This window comes from Chitinophaga sp., assembly GCF_039596155.1.
Lineage (GTDB): Bacteria > Bacteroidota > Bacteroidia > Chitinophagales > Chitinophagaceae > Chitinophaga.
In genome coordinates, this window is the sequence record NZ_JBCNKF010000001.1 from 13,731 (window position 1) to 30,237 (window position 16,507).

Annotated in this window: 14 protein-coding genes; 11 read left to right on the forward strand and 3 right to left on the reverse strand. The window is 45.5% G+C overall.

The genetic code is table 11. From position 1 onward, the window contains the following. Window positions 1-37: 37 nt before the first annotated feature. The 7 genes from ABDW33_RS00070 to ABDW33_RS00100 all read left to right on the forward strand — a co-directional run bounded on the left by ABDW33_RS00070 (window position 38) and on the right by ABDW33_RS00100 (window position 8,726). Window positions 38-1,414: a radical SAM protein gene (locus tag ABDW33_RS00070; protein ID WP_343688017.1), complete on the forward strand. Its 1,377-nt coding sequence runs from the start codon at window positions 38-40 to the stop codon at window positions 1,412-1,414. 4 nt (window positions 1,415-1,418) lie between these two features. Further along, complete coding sequence (locus ABDW33_RS00075; protein WP_343688018.1) at window positions 1,419-3,680, forward strand: peptidase domain-containing ABC transporter; 2,262 nt, start codon at window positions 1,419-1,421, stop codon at window positions 3,678-3,680. A 6-nt stretch (window positions 3,681-3,686) separates the two neighbouring features. Then, a complete protein-coding gene (locus tag ABDW33_RS00080) occupies window positions 3,687-4,169 on the forward strand; it encodes a hypothetical protein (RefSeq protein WP_343688019.1) in 483 nt (160 codons plus the stop codon). Beyond that, window positions 4,166-5,038 (forward strand): beta-1,6-N-acetylglucosaminyltransferase, encoded by an 873-nt coding sequence (locus tag ABDW33_RS00085; protein ID WP_343688020.1) that lies wholly within the window; start codon window positions 4,166-4,168, stop codon window positions 5,036-5,038. The genes ABDW33_RS00080 and ABDW33_RS00085 overlap by 4 nt, the downstream gene beginning before the upstream one ends. A gap of 2 nt (window positions 5,039-5,040) precedes the next feature. Then, the gene (locus ABDW33_RS00090) at window positions 5,041-6,765 is read left to right on the forward strand and encodes a galactosyltransferase-related protein (protein WP_343688021.1); all 1,725 of its coding nucleotides are present in this window, start codon (window positions 5,041-5,043) and stop codon (window positions 6,763-6,765) included. A gap of 18 nt (window positions 6,766-6,783) precedes the next feature. Continuing rightward, window positions 6,784-7,911: a hypothetical protein gene (locus ABDW33_RS00095; protein ID WP_343688022.1), complete on the forward strand. Its 1,128-nt coding sequence runs from the start codon at window positions 6,784-6,786 to the stop codon at window positions 7,909-7,911. A 671-nt stretch (window positions 7,912-8,582) separates the two neighbouring features. Further along, window positions 8,583-8,726, forward strand: a complete 144-nt coding sequence (locus tag ABDW33_RS00100; protein ID WP_343688023.1) for a hypothetical protein — start codon at window positions 8,583-8,585, stop codon at window positions 8,724-8,726. A gap of 279 nt (window positions 8,727-9,005) precedes the next feature. Here the strand turns inward: ABDW33_RS00100 and ABDW33_RS00105 are convergent, their stop codons facing one another. Beyond that, entirely contained in the window at window positions 9,006-11,402 is a 2,397-nt protein-coding gene (locus tag ABDW33_RS00105) for an ABC transporter permease (protein ID WP_343688024.1), read from the reverse strand. A gap of 889 nt (window positions 11,403-12,291) precedes the next feature. Here ABDW33_RS00105 and ABDW33_RS00110 point away from each other — a divergent pair. Together ABDW33_RS00110 and ABDW33_RS00115 are read left to right on the forward strand one after the other, a co-directional pair. Next, window positions 12,292-12,645, forward strand: a complete 354-nt coding sequence (locus tag ABDW33_RS00110; protein WP_343688025.1) for a BON domain-containing protein — start codon at window positions 12,292-12,294, stop codon at window positions 12,643-12,645. Between the two features lie 6 nt (window positions 12,646-12,651). After that, on the forward strand, window positions 12,652-13,068 hold the full coding sequence (locus ABDW33_RS00115; RefSeq protein WP_343688026.1) for an SH3 domain-containing protein: 417 nt from the start codon (window positions 12,652-12,654) through the stop codon (window positions 13,066-13,068). A gap of 68 nt (window positions 13,069-13,136) precedes the next feature. Here the strand turns inward: ABDW33_RS00115 and ABDW33_RS00120 are convergent, their stop codons facing one another. After that, entirely contained in the window at window positions 13,137-14,231 is a 1,095-nt protein-coding gene (locus ABDW33_RS00120; RefSeq protein ID WP_343688027.1) for a WD40 repeat domain-containing protein, read from the reverse strand. A gap of 49 nt (window positions 14,232-14,280) precedes the next feature. Here ABDW33_RS00120 and ABDW33_RS00125 point away from each other — a divergent pair, with 49 nt between their 5' ends. Continuing rightward, window positions 14,281-14,880, forward strand: coding sequence for a hypothetical protein (locus tag ABDW33_RS00125; RefSeq protein ID WP_343688028.1), 600 nt, complete (start codon window positions 14,281-14,283; stop codon window positions 14,878-14,880). Between the two features lie 6 nt (window positions 14,881-14,886). Beyond that, entirely contained in the window at window positions 14,887-15,969 is a 1,083-nt protein-coding gene (locus tag ABDW33_RS00130) for an erythromycin esterase family protein (protein ID WP_343688029.1), read from the forward strand. A 34-nt stretch (window positions 15,970-16,003) separates the two neighbouring features. Here ABDW33_RS00130 and ABDW33_RS00135 read toward each other — a convergent pair whose 3' ends face one another. Next, a complete protein-coding gene (locus ABDW33_RS00135; RefSeq protein ID WP_343688030.1) occupies window positions 16,004-16,492 on the reverse strand; it encodes a hypothetical protein in 489 nt (162 codons plus the stop codon). Window positions 16,493-16,507 lie beyond the last annotated feature (15 nt).

The following is a 16,507-nucleotide window of genomic DNA, read 5'->3' on the forward strand; positions in this document are numbered from 1 at the left end:
GTTTTATCCGTTTTCCCTCTCATTTAAATCTCTCGTCATGGCTAAGTATAAAGCGTCATTTTACCTGGTGAAGTCCCGTGTTCTCGACGATACCAATCTCCATCCGCAACAGGTGATATTTGCCACCCGCACCGGCAGCATCATGGTGGTGCGCAGCGAATACCTGGAATATATGCAACGGCATGAATTCGAAAAAATACCGGCAGATGTAATGAGCGACCTTGTTGCCATAGAGGCAGTGGTACCTGCAGACCAGGACGAATTATCCTACGTGTTGCAGGAAAATCAGGAGGCCGTAGATGCCGACGAGGCGCTGGACATTGTTATACAGCCGGGTGCTTCCTGCCAGCTGGGCTGCCATTATTGTGGCCAGGAACATACGAACCACTATATGAGCAAGCCGCTTCAGGATAAGATGATCGACCGTATCATCGGCAAACTGAAGGAGCCTAATAGGAAGGAACTGGCCATTACCTGGTATGGCGCAGAACCTTTAATGGCGGTGCGGCAAATTCGTGAAATGAGCGCCCCTCTCCTGGAATATACCACGGCCATGGGCATCAGGTATTCCGCCAGTATGGTCACCAACGGCCTTAGCCTCAAAGAGAATATTTTCAGGGAAATGGTGGAGCAGTGGAAGATCACCAACTTTCAGATTACCCTCGACGGTATAGCCGAATACCACGACAAGAACCGCTATACCAAACAAAACAAACCCACATTCGATATTATTTTCAACAATATCCTAAGTATTGTTAACGCCCCTTCTTATCTGGCCGGCAACGGCAGGATTATGATCCGCTGTAACGTAGATAAGAACAACGAACCCGGCCTCGAAGAATTTATTGCTTTGATGGCTTCACATAATCTGCAGGATAAAGTAGGCTTTTATGTCATTCCTGTACATAACTGGGGCGACAACCACGCCGGCGACGAAGTAGGGGTGGATAAAAGCGGCTTCGCCGTAGCGGAAATAGACTGGTTGCTCCGCCTTATGCAACATGGATTTACCATAGATATACTGCCGGAAAGAACAAAGATCGTTTGCAGCACCGTCAAAAAAGGAGCCGAAGTATATGATGCCTTTGGTAACGTTTCCACCTGCTGGGAAGTGCCCTATACACCGTTATATTCGGGCACTGCCTATGAGATAGGTCATCTCAGCCTGCCTTTTACAGAAGATGTCAGCAAAACACCTATGAGGGCCTGGAACACAGAGTTGAAAGAAGGAAAAACCTGGTGCGCAAAATGTAATCTCCTGCCCGTATGTGGTGGCAGCTGCCCCATACATTGGGAACATGGTATTCCCGCCTGCCCTTCCTTTAAATTCAATATTGAAGACCGCCTGGTACTGGCTTACCTGGCAGATCGCAGGCAGAAAAAGGGAAAGCTCTCTCCTCAGGCTGAAAATTAAATTCATGTTCCTTAGAAAGAAAATAGCATTTCAACGTCAGTATGATGCCATGGACTGTGGCTCCACCTGCCTCGCGATGGTGGCCAGGCACTATGGGAGGACCTATTCCCTGGAATACTTACGGAAGTTATCCTACATCGGCAGGGAGGGCGTGAACCTGCTCAATTTAAGTCACGCTGCCGAAAAGATCGGCTTCAGGACTTTCCGGGCTAAACTAAGTGCCCGTTCGCTGGCAGAGGATTGTCCATTACCCTGTATTCTGCACTGGAACCAGCGTCATTTCGTGGTGTTGTACGAAATCAAACGTTCCTTCTTTTCCCGCAGGCCCAAATACCGGATCGCTGATCCGGCGCATGGCGTAGTAACGATAGACGAGGCTACTTTTCTCAAAAGCTGGACAAGTACCGCTGATGACAAAGGAATGGCGTTGTTGCTGGAGCCTACGCCGGCACTTTATGAACAACAGGAAATAAAGCCTAAAACAGGTTTTTCTTTTATATTTAAGTACCTCACGCCGCACCGGCGTTTTATCACCCAGTTATTCATCGGAATGTTGGCCACCAGTGCGATATCACTGGCGTTTCCCTTCCTTACGCAATTATTGATAGATTATGGTGTGCAGGGCAGCAACATGCACCTTATTTATCTTATCCTGATATCGCAGCTGTTCCTGTTTACCGGCAATATGGTCATCGATATGCTACAAAGCTGGCTGTTGCTGCATGTAAATGTGCGTATCAATCTAAACATCATTTCAGATTTCCTGATCAAACTGATGCGGCTACCCATCAGGTATTTCGATACCAAAGCTATCGGAGATGTATTGCAGCGTATCAATGATCATCATCGCATAGAAACATTCCTGACAGGTGTTACGCTGAGTACCCTGTTCTCTTTCATAAATATCATCGTCTTTTCCGTTGTACTGGCATATTACAGCCTGTTCATCGTTTCCCTCTTTTTTGCGTGTAGTTTGTTGGGTATCACCTGGATTTTCCTGTTTCAGAAGAAACGAAAACAACTGGACTATAAACGTTTTGCCAGCAATAAAGAAAACCAGGACCGCCTGGTGGAAATGATCGTTGGCATGCAGGAGATCAAATTGTATGGCAGCGAGAAAACGAAGCGATGGGCCTGGGAACAGTTACAGGTAAAGCTGTTTGGGTTAAACATCCATAGTCTCGCGCTGGAACAATACCAGAAAGCCGGGTACGTCTTCCTGAACCAGGTAAAAAATATCCTGATCTCTTTTGTCGCCGCCAGGGCTGTGATGCAGGGAGATCTGTCGCTGGGCGTGTTGTTGAGCATCTCATATATCATCGGGGCCACCAATGGTCCGCTGGAGCAGCTGGTCGCTTTCGTACAGTCGGCGCAGGATGCCAAAATCAGTATCGACCGGATGAATGAGATTCATTCCCAGGAAGAGGAAGAAGAAAATGTGCAGGCCGCCATGGACCTGGAGCCTACGCCTGCGTTTTCGCTGGACAACAATGGCGCCCTTACAGCATCAGTGGTGCCGGAAGGCCAGCAGGACATCGTGCTGGAAAATCTATCTTTTCAATATGAAGGGCCACATTCGCCTTATGTACTGAAAGATATCAGTTTACGGATCCCGCAGGGAAAAATCACCGCGATCGTTGGCGACAGCGGCAGTGGTAAAACCACGCTGATGAAACTGCTGCTGGGATATTATCTGCCCTCAAAAGGACGTATCATGATCGGCGATCATCCCCTGCAAACGATATCTCCCAAATATTGGAGGACATGCTGCGGCACCGTGATGCAGGACGGGTATATTTTTTCGGACACTATTGCCAACAATATAGCATTGGACGGTGAAAAGATAGATCATGCGAGGATGCAGCTGGCGGTGGAAACCGCCAATATCCGCAGTTTTATCGAAGGGAGGCCGCTGGGGTATACTACCCGGATCGGTAATAATGGTACCGGTATCAGCGGAGGGCAGCGTCAGCGCATCTTCATCGCCAGGGCGGTATATAAAGACCCGCATTACCTGTTCATGGATGAAGCCACCAGCAGCCTGGACGCCAACAACGAGCGCTTGATCATGAACAACCTGAGCGCCTTCTTCGGCGGAAAGACCGTCGTTATTATTGCACACCGGCTCAGCACCGTGAAAAATGCAGACCAGATCATTGTATTACATCATGGCGCTATTGTGGAGCAGGGCAATCATCAGACACTCACGCAGAAACGGGGATATTATTATGAGCTGGTGAAAAATCAGCTGGAACTGGGAAATTAAACAGCCATGCCGGATCAATATCATCAAAATATGTATGAGCTGCGCAGCAGCGCCGTGCAGGAGGTCCTCAGAAAACCGCCCGCTTACCTGATCGTATGGGCCAATATCGTTATCCTGGTTATTATAGCCGTAGCTTTCATCCTTTTGTCAGTTATTACCCTTCCTACAGATAGTAGTGGCATTTACCAGACAAAAGGTCTTCCTGGTGCTAACAGGATATTGCTGGCCACTTCATTGCCGGCTGGAGAAATGGATAAGCTGCTTCCGGCAGCTACGGTGTCCCTGTATCCTCCCGGAGATAATATCGATACACGAACGGCTGCAGGAGCACTTTTTACGATTGATTCCGTTTATCGCCATACTGATACCATATACCTGCTGGGTAATGTAAGAGGACCTTTTATACAGGCCTATCCCTCAGGAAAGATCCAGGTGGCAGGTGCGCCGGAAAGTTTGCGCCATCGGTTATTTAAAAAGATAGGTTTATGAAGATAGCATACCTGATCACCGCATACCGCGATTTTGACCATCTTACCAGATTGATCGATAACATACAGGGCGAGGATACAGAAATATTTGTACATATAGACCGCAAATGCAGCTATGTGTTGCCTGACACCCTGCGCCGGCGCACACATCTGTTGGAAGACCGCTTCCTGGTCAACTGGGGCGGCTTTAGCCTTACCCTGGCGTTTGTATCATTGATGGATGCATGCCGGCAACAGGGATACTACGATTTTATACTGCTGATCAGCGGGCAGGACTTTCCCGTTGCCAGCAATGAGGAGATACAACGTTTCCTCTCACTTCACCGGGGTTGCGAGTTTGTAGCCCATCACCAGCTGCCTTTCGATGGATGGTCCCACAGTAACGGGGGACTGGACCGTTTTCAATATGAATGGCCGATAGATGAAATGGGTTTTGCCGCGGCCCGGGAAGTAGTAGCAGAGCAGCAGAGACGAGGTGTATGCCGGAAGTTTCCATCGCAGCTATCGCCTTACGGCGGCAGCTGCTGGTTGACCATCTCTTATGGATTGATGGCGTATGTGTGCGATTACATTGCCGCTAACTTTGACTGGATATATCCTTTTTTCCGGAAGGTATTATTGGCAGACGAGATATTGTTGCATTCCATCATCATGAACTCTCCTTACCGTCATCAGGTGGTGAATAATGATTTACGTTATATCGACTGGTATTCCGGGCCGGATTTTCCGCGTACGCTTACCATGGAAGATGCTGATAAAATAGCACAGTCGGGCTGCCTGTTTGCCCGGAAATTTGACAACAACGTAGATGCGGCCGTCATTGACCAGCTGGAGCAACGCCGCTGGTCCCAGGTACAGAATAAAATATAATTATGATATACTTATCAGCACAGCCGGACAGCCTGTATATGAAGTGGCAGCTGGAGGTACAGCTTTTTAATTTTAAGGAGCTGGGCATCCCGGCAGATCGTATACACGTACTCATTGGTTTTGATCCAAAGAAAGGCCTGTTGCCAAAATTTGCGGAGCTGCTACAGACGCACCGCGACTACGCTACTTTCTTTCTGTATGAAGACCAGCGGACAGACCGTGAGTATTTTCCGACCATACGGCCACATATCATCAAACAGCATTTCCTGTCTTACCCTGAACTGGAAGATACCTGTGTGTTTTATCATGATGCAGATATCATCTTCCGTACACTTCCGGACTTCGAAACGTTGTGCCGGCCGGAAGATAAATGCTGGTATGTTTCAGATACCCGTTCTTATATCAATGCAGAGTGGATCAAACAAACAGGACGTGTGGTGTTGCAGGAGATGTGTATGGCCGTTGGCATGGACCAGCGGCAGGTGGAGCAACACAGCGAACATTCCGGCGGCGCGCAATACCTCATGAAAGGCGCCAACTATCAGTATTGGCATAAAGTAGAAGTGGATTCCAGGAAACTATACAAACATCTGTCGCAGCAGTACGACCGCTATGCCGCCTTATACGCCGAACAAACAGGAGAGGAGGTAGCGGACTACAAAGGCGTGTTGCCTTGGTGTACGGACATGTGGACGGTTTTATGGAGCGCTATTGCACTGGGCCATGACGTAAAGATCCATTCCGAGCTGGATTTCTGCTGGCCGGAAGATGACCTGCACCGCTGGGAGGAAACCAAAATATTTCACAACGCAGGGCTGGATAAAGAACATGCACATGAATACTTCTTTAAGAACGATTTTAAACAGTTGCCTCCTTATCATACTTCATTGGATTATGTCCGTAAAGACAAGTGTACCTATCGTTATATAGAAGCCATCATGAAAAGCGTGGAGGTTTTTAAAACCGATCTGTCTGATGTGACTTTTCTGATTCCCGTGAGGATAGATTCGGAAGACCGGCTGAATAACCTTAAGACTATTACGCGTTATCTGCATAAGTATTTCAGGACAAACATTATGATCCTGGAGGCAGACAGCGTTTCAAAAGTAGACCTTTCGTTACTCCCCGAAACCGTTCAGCATCTTTTTGTGCAGGATGATCAGTTCTGGTTCCATCGTACCAAATATAACAACGAGATGATACGGCGCTGTAACACGCCATTTATTGCGTTGTACGATACCGATGTTATCATTGATCATACACAACTGACGGAGGCCATAGCCCTGCTGAGAAGTGGAGCCTGCCATATCGTATCGCCTTATGACGGTACTTTTGCCGCAGTGTCGGACGCCGGACAGAAAAAGCTGTTTATGGAGCAGCTGGACATCAAGATACTGGCCAACGAAGCCATACCCCGCCGGATCAGGTTTCATAAGTCATGGGGAGGCGCCATCCTGATCAATAAACAAGCCTTTGTCGAATGTGGCATGGAGAATGAAGCCTTTTATAAATGGGGGCCGGAAGATATGGAACGTATCCGGCGGATGGAGATCCTGGGCTATCGCTTTGCACGGATAAAAGGGCCGCTGTACCACATTGATCATGTCATCCTGCACAACTCCGAGTATTCCTCCTATGATGATTACTACGAATTGATGCAGCTACAGCTCGATATCATCAGTATGAACAAAGAACAGCTGGAAGAACATATCAAAAGCTGGAGTTGATCACTATCCGTCAGGAAAATGAAACAGAAAGTTATGAAAGAAAAATATGCAGGCACCCTACAGCAGATAGCCGATGTACTGCTGGAGAAACATACACTGACAGCGGAAATGGGGTTGTTACACGGACAGGCAGGCATGTCGCTGTTCCTTTTTTACTATGCCGCAAAGGCGCAGCAGGAAGCGTATGGAAATGCGGCGCAGGAGTTGCTGCTGGAAGCGTATAAGGCTTTGGTACAAAAGGATAAACGGGAGGTAAAGGATGATATTCCGGGTATCGGATGGTTTTTTCTGTATCTGACGCGTCAGGGACTGATCACCATTGACACCGACGAACTGCTTGAAAGCGTGGACACCTTTATATTCGATGGCATACAACACCGCTTCAGCCCCGTTTCCGCGGCAGGAGGGCTGTTAAGCAAGGGGGTTTATCTGGTAGAAAGATATCAAATCACCACGTCTGTGTATAAGAAGATCATGATCGCAGAAGTGATCGCATCGGTAGTGGATGAGATAAAGACAAAATTCCATCAGGGATGGCCGGCACTGATAGGGAAAGCTTATGATCGTTACTATAGTAACGACCCGCAGATGATTTGGCAACATAAAGCCAATAATATATCCGCTGTCTTCTATTTTCTGACTACGCTGGTGCCGCTTAAAATTTATGTCCCCATTGTACAGAAACTGATGAAGGAAACGTGCGCATATCTGCATGCCCTGTACCAGGAATGGCCGTTTGCGCAGGGACCGACCATAGGGGCTTATGCCGCCTTACTGCGCATCTATCATGCGCTTCAGGCCGGTGGCGCTGCCTATATAGGTGATCTGGAAGCCCCGATGTCCGAACAGCTGAAAGGTTTTGGATCGGTATTGGCAGCCAGCGGGGAGCTGAACGGTATCCGGCAGCCAGTGCTGATCTACAAATTACTGCAACAGTTATCCATCGCTCAGCCGGAAGAAAGCACCTGGAAAACACAGGCGCTGTCTGTTCAGGAGAAGCTGGTGCCGTTGATGAACAAGCGCCTGGCCGGCTTACCTAACCTCGGATTGGCAGAAGGTATTGCAGGAGCAGGAATGGCGCTGCTGGAGGCATGGGAAGGGGAGACGATCCCCTGGGAGGGAGTGTTGTTGTTACAGGGGAACTAGCTGCCTATGACCTTTAAATCGAATTACCGGTATTTTTCCCAGCTCATCTTTTCAAATGCGGAAGCCGATTGATCGCGGCTTCCAATATTTCCAACGGCATTTTCTGGTCACCCATTATCCTGGTCATGTGCGCTTTCATACCGTCTAGTGAAAAGTCCGGATGTGTAAAAGCTCCATGCCGATAGCAGTATTTGCAATAGTCCTGACTAAAAGGAACCATCTTTTTCTGTTTCCAACAGTGCCGTTGGGTCCAGCGGCATGCTGCAGCTCTGGCAAAATTTCCTGTTGTCCATATGATGCTTTTTGATGTTAAAAATTATTTATCTGGCACTATACACATGAACCAACAATTCCTGGCTCATTAGCAAATGCAAATTTCATCCGTAATTGTAGACATCTCTTTTGGTTTGTTTTTTTGCTATTCCCCCTTCCGCCAGCTTACAGCGCAACTAAATCAGGCATTCATGCTTACTCACAGGTCCCGCTTTTACAATTAACAAAAACAAATGTAAAAGTATTTGAGCTTGCGCCACCTCTTACTGACACCACCTTGATGACCGCTTTTACAAAAGATATAGATAAAGACAGTGCCCAACCAGTTATGAAAGTGGAAAAATGTTACATAGCCATTAATGGGTTGCTAAAAGACAAATTTGAGATCAATCCCCGGCATGTCAAAACAGCTGGACGCAACAGGGCAAGCCACAGCGGTTACTAAACAATGCGATTATGATGGCAATGCACATGTGATGTTGAATGTGAGCATCGTCAATGTGGCAAAAACCATTTTTGACTATTTAACAGGTGTGGTTTGAAACCTGTATATACACTGATATGACGCTGCTAAAGCTCCAACTCGTTATCCAGTTGTTTAATAAAGCTTAATTGGTAACGTGCTTGTTTGAAATTGCCCTTAATATCTGTCACATAAGCACAGGTGTCACGTTTCTTTACAAGCTGGTGAAGGCAACCAATTTTGCGCCTGCCTTCACCAGCCTATCAAACGCTGCTCATCTTATCTCCATGAAGTAATACCTTCTTTCAAAAAAAACTCACCCAATCACCCGGCTTTAACCATTCTCCCCCACAACCATTCATTCCGACCTCAGACTCCTGACCGGATTCGCAATAGCCGTCTTTATCGACTGAAAACTAATCGTAATCAACGCAACCACTATTACTATTACTCCACCTGAAACAAACAACCACCAACTTAATGTAATACGGTAAGGATAATACCGCAACCACTCATGAATCGCCAGCCACGCAAATGGTAGCGATACCGCCAGCGAAATCAATATCAATTTCAAAAAATCAGCAGACAAGATGGCAAGGATACCACCCACTGAAGCGCCAAGCACCTTACGTACACCGATCTCTTTTGTCCGTTTTTCGACCGCTAATACCGACAAACCAAACAAGCCTATGCACGAAATAAAAATAGTCAGTAAGGCGCTGTAAAAGATAATTTGCTTCCAACGGGCTACCGCTGCATAACTCTGTTCATTTTGTTCCTGCTTGAACACATACACGAATGGGCTTAACGGGAATAAATCCCGGAACGTCCTGGAAATATATTGCACACTGGCCGTTGCTGTACCGGGCCTGATCCTGATATACATCATACCATAGCTACCTGCTGCGCTCATTGTAAACAACTGTGGTCCGATCTTCTCAGTAAGCGGTTTATAATGATGGTCTCTCACAACGCCAATCACGGTATACGTAGCTTCATTCCCAAAAGCACTTAACTGTTGCCCTATCGGCTGTGTCCAGCCAGCCTCCTTCACAAATGCTTCATTGACCAATGCTGATCCCGTCCGATCTGACGGGTACTGCGCAGAGAAATTTCTACCGGTCATCACCGGCACTTTCAGCAATGGAAGGTAGGAGGGGTCAATGGTTTCTACAGTAGTATTTACCTGCCTGTCACCAGAAAGTTTGAACGTATTGTTCATGTCACCACCGTTCTTCGGTGCTGCGTCAATGATATCCGCGTTTTTCATCAATTGCTGCTTCAATAGCATCGCTTCGTCCGGACTGAGTGGAAATTTGTTAACTGCAATCAAATTGTGATCATCATAGCCCAGGCTTTTTGTCGTCAGAAAATTAAATTGCAGGAATACAGCTATAGCTCCAATGATGAGAAAAGAGGCAAGGGCAAACTGAAATACAACCAATGATCGCTGTAAATAACTTTTGCCAGCCAGGTTAAAACGCCGGTATAAAGTCTGAACCGGTTGGTAATTTGACAATACCATTGCCGGATAAATGCCGGCTAATAAACTGGTGATCACGAAAAGCGCCAGGTAATAAGTGGCAAGTTTCCAGTTGAACAGGTAGGAAATTGCCAGCGCTTTATTTGCTAATTGATCAAATACCGGCAGAATAAAGACAACGATCACCAAAGCGATGGTAAAAGCGATGAGGCAGAGTATAAATGACTCACTTAAAAATTGCAGCCGCAATTGTTGACTTGTACCGCCAATCACTTTTCGTATGCCAATCTCTTTTGCCCGCTTTACAGAACGTGCCACGGTAAGATTGATGAAATTGATACATGCGATAGCCAGCACAAATATGGCTATTGCTGAAAGAATATATGCATACTCCGGGTTACTTTTGTCTCCCAGTATCTCGTTCTCATCAGGTACCTGCTTTCCGAGGTGAATGGCTGTCAGTGGTTCCAGCAGGTAAGATATACCGATATCTTTTATCCGGTATTTTTCTTTTATTTCACTGATGGCTTTACTACCATCAGATATAAACACCTCGTCCATTTTTTTCTGAACAACCTTCAGATCAGCATCCTGAGAAAGCACGACAAATGTGCTTAGAAAAGAGCTGAACCAATTACTGTTATTCTTTTCATCGGCAACTGACACCTTTAGTGGTAGCAATACCTGGAATTTGATGGAAGAATTTTGCGGACAATTTTTTGCAACCCCTGTTATCACATATGGACTAAATACACTGTCCGTTTTAATGGAAATTGTTTTGCCAACAACATCTGAACTACCAAAATATTTTTTTGCTGCCGCTTCGCTGATTACTGCGGACTGCGGGTCGGTGAGCGCAGTTAGCGCATTACCACTTAGCAATGGAAAATTGAAGACGGAAAAGAAGTTAGCGTCTGTAAAGCAAATGGCCTGCGAACGGACCTCTGCACCTGTTTGAATATCCGCCTGCGATGGCTGGAAACGGACAAAACTTTTTATCTCTGGTATACTGGCAGCAAAGCGCGGCCCGGGGAAATAGCCTGTATAACTGCCAAAGGATACATTGCCATCTGCTCTTGTCGTTTGCTTGTCTATACGATAGATCCTGTCTACATGCTGATGAAAACGGTCATAACTGACCTCATCCTGTACATACAGCAGCATCAACATGGCACAGGCCAGCCCAATACTTAGTCCCGCAATATTTATGAAAGCATACACCTTATTTTGCAACAGGTTCCTGAATGCAGTTTTGAAATAGTTCCTGAACATATAATTGGGTTTATATTGGAAAGGCCAGGGAATAATATGTGAACAATAGGAATTTCGATAATTTCAACCACTCAATTGCTGTTCCAGAATTCATTTGATTGATTTACATGGTGTTATATTGTGTTTCCGCCGCTGATTTGTATCAAAACCGAACGGGGCGCGTTCGGTAACGATCAATCATCTAAAAGTGAACCCCACTCAGAGAACTAAATGACTTCCCTGCCGGTCAGCTAAGAACCCCTTCTTGTAAGCACAAAAAAAAGATCGCCTCTTTCAAGACGATCTAAACACATTGTAAGGTAACAAACGAATAAAGTACATGGTGCTCTACCAATTGAGCTATTTCGCGTTTTACCGCAAAAGCAGGACTCGAACCCACAACCACCCGATCCACAGTCGAAGTAACTCTACTCTACGACACTTACAAATACGCCCAGGGCAAATTGTAAAACGAAAAGCGGGGCACTCACATGCCGGAGTCGAACCGGATAGCTGTTACACTATTCCTCCCCTTCATTGGAGCGAAGTATTTCGTTTCCACGGCACCTGAATATCTTAAGAAAATTAAACCGGGTAATAAATCGAAAAGGCACTTACGGCGGCGTTTATCATCCAACACCTCCTTTTGAGGACAGGACTGGTTACCTGCATTTCCGCCCTGGAACGAAGAACTCCTTTCCTACGACACCGTTTAATTTTATTATCATTCCGTTGACAATACAAAGATATCACCACATGTGCGCACTCTTTTTGCGCAGATTAAATTTTATACTAAAAAACACCTGAAAATAACCTGTTTTAAAAGAGTTGTCACCCTCTTTTTATTTCATTATCAATCATTTGGCATGTTTTTTAAGGCCATATATCGAAACCATAAAATTTTAATCACATGAAACATTCGAAAACCTTGCTGCTCTCAGTAGCCGTAGCTACCTCCGTTACATTATTCTCCTGCAAAGGAAACAACACGAACAACAATGCCGATACAACGACCACTACCGTAGCACCGGAAGCTCCTGATACGAATACGACGCCGCCACCACCAGTAGAAGCCGCTGTTGATGACTCTCTGACCACAAAAGCAAACGACGCTGTCAAAGATTACCCTGGCGTAACAGCATCCGTAAGCAATGGCGAAGTCACCCTCACCGGCGAAATCTCCAAAGCTAAACTGCCAAAGCTGTTACAAGCCGTAAACGCGACCAATCCTAAAAAAGTAAATAATCAGCTGACTGTTAAATAATCTTCTATGGCTTTACAGGAAAAATACAAAGCGCTCATAGATGCTGCCCAAGCCGCCGGGATAAGCGATCTGCAGGTGAAAGAAGAGAACAACGTGCTTCACATCGACGGCACCGCGGCCAGCGGCCAGGTGAAAGACAACCTCTGGGCGATCTATGACAAAATTGATCCTGACTATCGCGCCGGCGACCTTATCCTTAACATCGATGCCTCCGCCGCAGCAGGATCAAAGGCAAAAGTGATTACACAATCATCTAACTTAAATATCCGCAAAGGCCCCGGCACCGACCAGGAAATTCTGGGCAAAGCCGCCCACGGTGAAATCATCACCGTCATTAGCAAACCTAATGATCAGTGGAGCCTTGTGAGAACTGACAAAGGTATTGAAGGCTACGCCTATTCTCAATATCTTGAACAGGCATAAGATACAACGCAAAAAAGAGGCTGGCTCATATCCGTGAGCAGCCTCTTTCTAATTATAATACATGCATATTATTTTACCCGATAAATACTGAAACATCCATAATCTGTCCTCACGCCCAACCTCTCATTATCAATAAACTCAACCCTTGCCGTCTTCACACAATGCTGCAAAGGAAACTCATACAAGAACCGCTTATTCACAAAATCAAAAACATACGCCCGCGTACGCTGCGTACAAACCAACAACGAATTATCCTCATTCAAACTACAATCACTCACATCCTTCGAATACCCCGGTATCACCAGCCCTTCCTCACTCACCTCATCTCCTGTAGATATCTCATAGAAACGTACTGCCTTGTACAATTCCTGCATGATTAACTGACTACTATCTTTCGTCCATAACAATTGCGCTGCTATCCTGAAATCTCCTTTTATCGTTTGCGCCAGACTATAGTCAGCCGTATTGATAATTTGTATCTCGCCTTCTCTATTGTGCAATGCTAACAACTGTCCGTCTGGTGAAAGACTGGCACAAATTGCAATAGATCCATTGATGATGGTTACCTCCAAAGGAAACTGCTGATCATTGATATAATAAGATGGATGCGTACCATATGCCCAGGTATTCCCGCCCACAGTTGCAAAGCTGGCAGGCTTATCCAGTGTATCTGTTAATGCGGTAAATGACGCTGTCCCGAAATCATACTGGTAAATGTAATGATCAAGATCCAGCAATAGCTGGTTCCGTTGCGCATCGTAGCAGATTTCCCATGCCAGTAACCGTGGTAGTGTCAACACTTCCGCTATATTCCCATCCGCAGTGATACGCAGCAATTCATCTCTCACCTCATCACCCGGCCGGTACACATAAATGCCGTGTGGTGTCGCGGTAAACGATAGGCACCCGGTATAACCTCTGCCAGTATAAAGATGTAATAATGGATGTCCCAACGCTGCCTGTTGCGCTTTCATCACACTTCCTTTTTTCAACAGCTCCCATTCCTTTTTCAGTAATTGTGTGACCGCTTCTTTATGGTCGGCAAAGGATTTACTGGTGCTCCTCACTTTTCCATCTGTATTCGTCTCCGTCTTCAGCGTTGTTTCCTCGCAGGATAACGTGGTTGTTTTCCCGCTTTTATCATCAAAAATTAGGTGTTGCATAAAAATTATTCTTTACTTTGATCCATCATAAATCAAATTACTACAAAAAATGACCCAAACCCCTATTCAGACGTTAGCCTATGCACTTTCAGATGTAGGTTCCCTGACATGGATCAACATAGCAGATGCATCGCTGGTGCAATTGGAATTTGGAAATGCAATGGTCAATATGAATACGCCAGAAGAGGGGAAAGCGCCTAGTCACAGGCTGGCACTCGTCTTCAGGGATCCCGTATCCTTAACAATTCTCTATAATAATGACACACAGTTACCGGCTGACTGGCTGCAATTATTTACCGAAGACAAGCTGGAACCTTTCTCTATTGACTACGAGAATTTTTCTTTTGAAAAAGAAAAGATACAGGATATGCTGACAGCTGCTGACCGGACGGAAATCATTCTTGGCAGCAACTATGCTGATCATGCAGACAAAGAATGCCAGCTGGGATTCTGGACAGAAGAAATGGGTATTGTAATAGTCGCCGACAGCATGGATATCTATTCCCATGCAGGTGAAATTACACTGGATGAGATCGTTACCTGCCATCAGGTATGGTGGGAATACTGGAAGAAATATTGGGATGTAAAAGATACGCCCGAAGCATTGCCATATGATGCCTTATGCGAAATTACTATACCTGTTAAATAATACTGAATGAACCGTTATATATTCATTACTGTAGTATATATCACGTCATTTACCGCGTATTGCAAAGCGCAGTATAGCTATATTAAAAGAGATTACAAAAACGATACGCTATCAAAAGAACAGGTTGATCTCGTAATAGAAAACACAAAGCAACAAACGATCATAGGCCTCGGTGAGGCAGAACATCTCAAAGGTACCTTCTACAGGATCAAGTCCCAGCTGGTACGCGAACTTATTCTAAAGAACAATATCGATCTCCTCATATTTGAAGCCGACTTAAATACCTGTGCGCAGTTAGATAAATATGTAAAGGGAGACAATAGTATTCAACTAAAAGATTTGCTCCCGCAAATGAATGCTACCAACAATTACATCCTGCAGAATATATTGAACACCCCGGAGATAGCTGCGTTAATAAACTGGATCAAAGATCACAATACTACCCATCAAAAAAAGGTAGCTGTCGCAGGCATAGATTTCCAGATGCCTGCAAACTTCGGGAAGATACTCAACAACCACCTTCCTCCGGAGCTACAGGCAGCACTCACTGATGTCATCAATACATACAGTAAATTCTATCACGGTTACATGGATTACAAAAATATCTTCCGCCTCTTTACTGTTGATAGCCTTAAAGAACAAGCTGTTGCAGCCGCAGATAAAGTACAACAGATTAACAACTATCTCCGCACAAGCGAAGATAAATGGTTACAGGCCAACCTCGCTGCGCTGGTATGCATGTCAAAGTTTTTCATCAATCCTAACGGTTTTACATTGCGCGATGCTATCATGTACAACAATCTCTGCTTGCAGGTCAACGCACGCAAAGCCATTGTTTGGGCAGCCACACAACACCTGCAGGAAACATCATTTTGGATGGGAAGCTACATACGTAAAAAATGGGGACAGCAATTCTGTAATATAGGCGTATACAGTACTATCGACTGTCTCCCCGCTCCCGTAACAAACGACAGCATAGGGCTGGAACTATTCATAAAAGACAAAGAAAAAAACTGCCTGGAAAACAACAACGAAAGTATCATCATCAGCGTAAAAGCAAAAGAAATACCTGCTGCCACCGTATTATAAAAAAAAGGGGCTGGAAGCCACCCTTTAATAACCTTTAATCCATCGGACCATACCAGATCATTGCCCGCTTCCCATATGCATCTTTATATACCTTCTTCACAGCCGCCAGCTGCTTCTCTGCTGCCGGTCCGCTCACGTCCGTAATCCCTGCCACTACAATGTATAATCCTTTGGCAAAGCCTTTATAGCCATCTGAATACTCCACAGAAATGTAATCATCATTATCTGCATTCCCATCTCCCCGCGCCGGATAATAAGGAAAATCCTTTTCATCACTTTCCCCCGTTTTACATAATTTTTCCGGCCAGGTCAATCCTATCTTTGCATCCGGTACCAGGTCACGCAGATCCAGTTTCTTTCCCAGTTGCTTTGACGCTTCTTTAGCAGTTGTCAATGCCTCATCATAACTTTTTGTACTTCTTATAATAATGATTTGCTTGGGAACTTCTGTATTCCATTTTTTTTGTGCAAAGCCATTTAACGAACACATGAAGATGAATAAAATCGAAAGGGTTGTTTTCATTACAAAATATGGGTT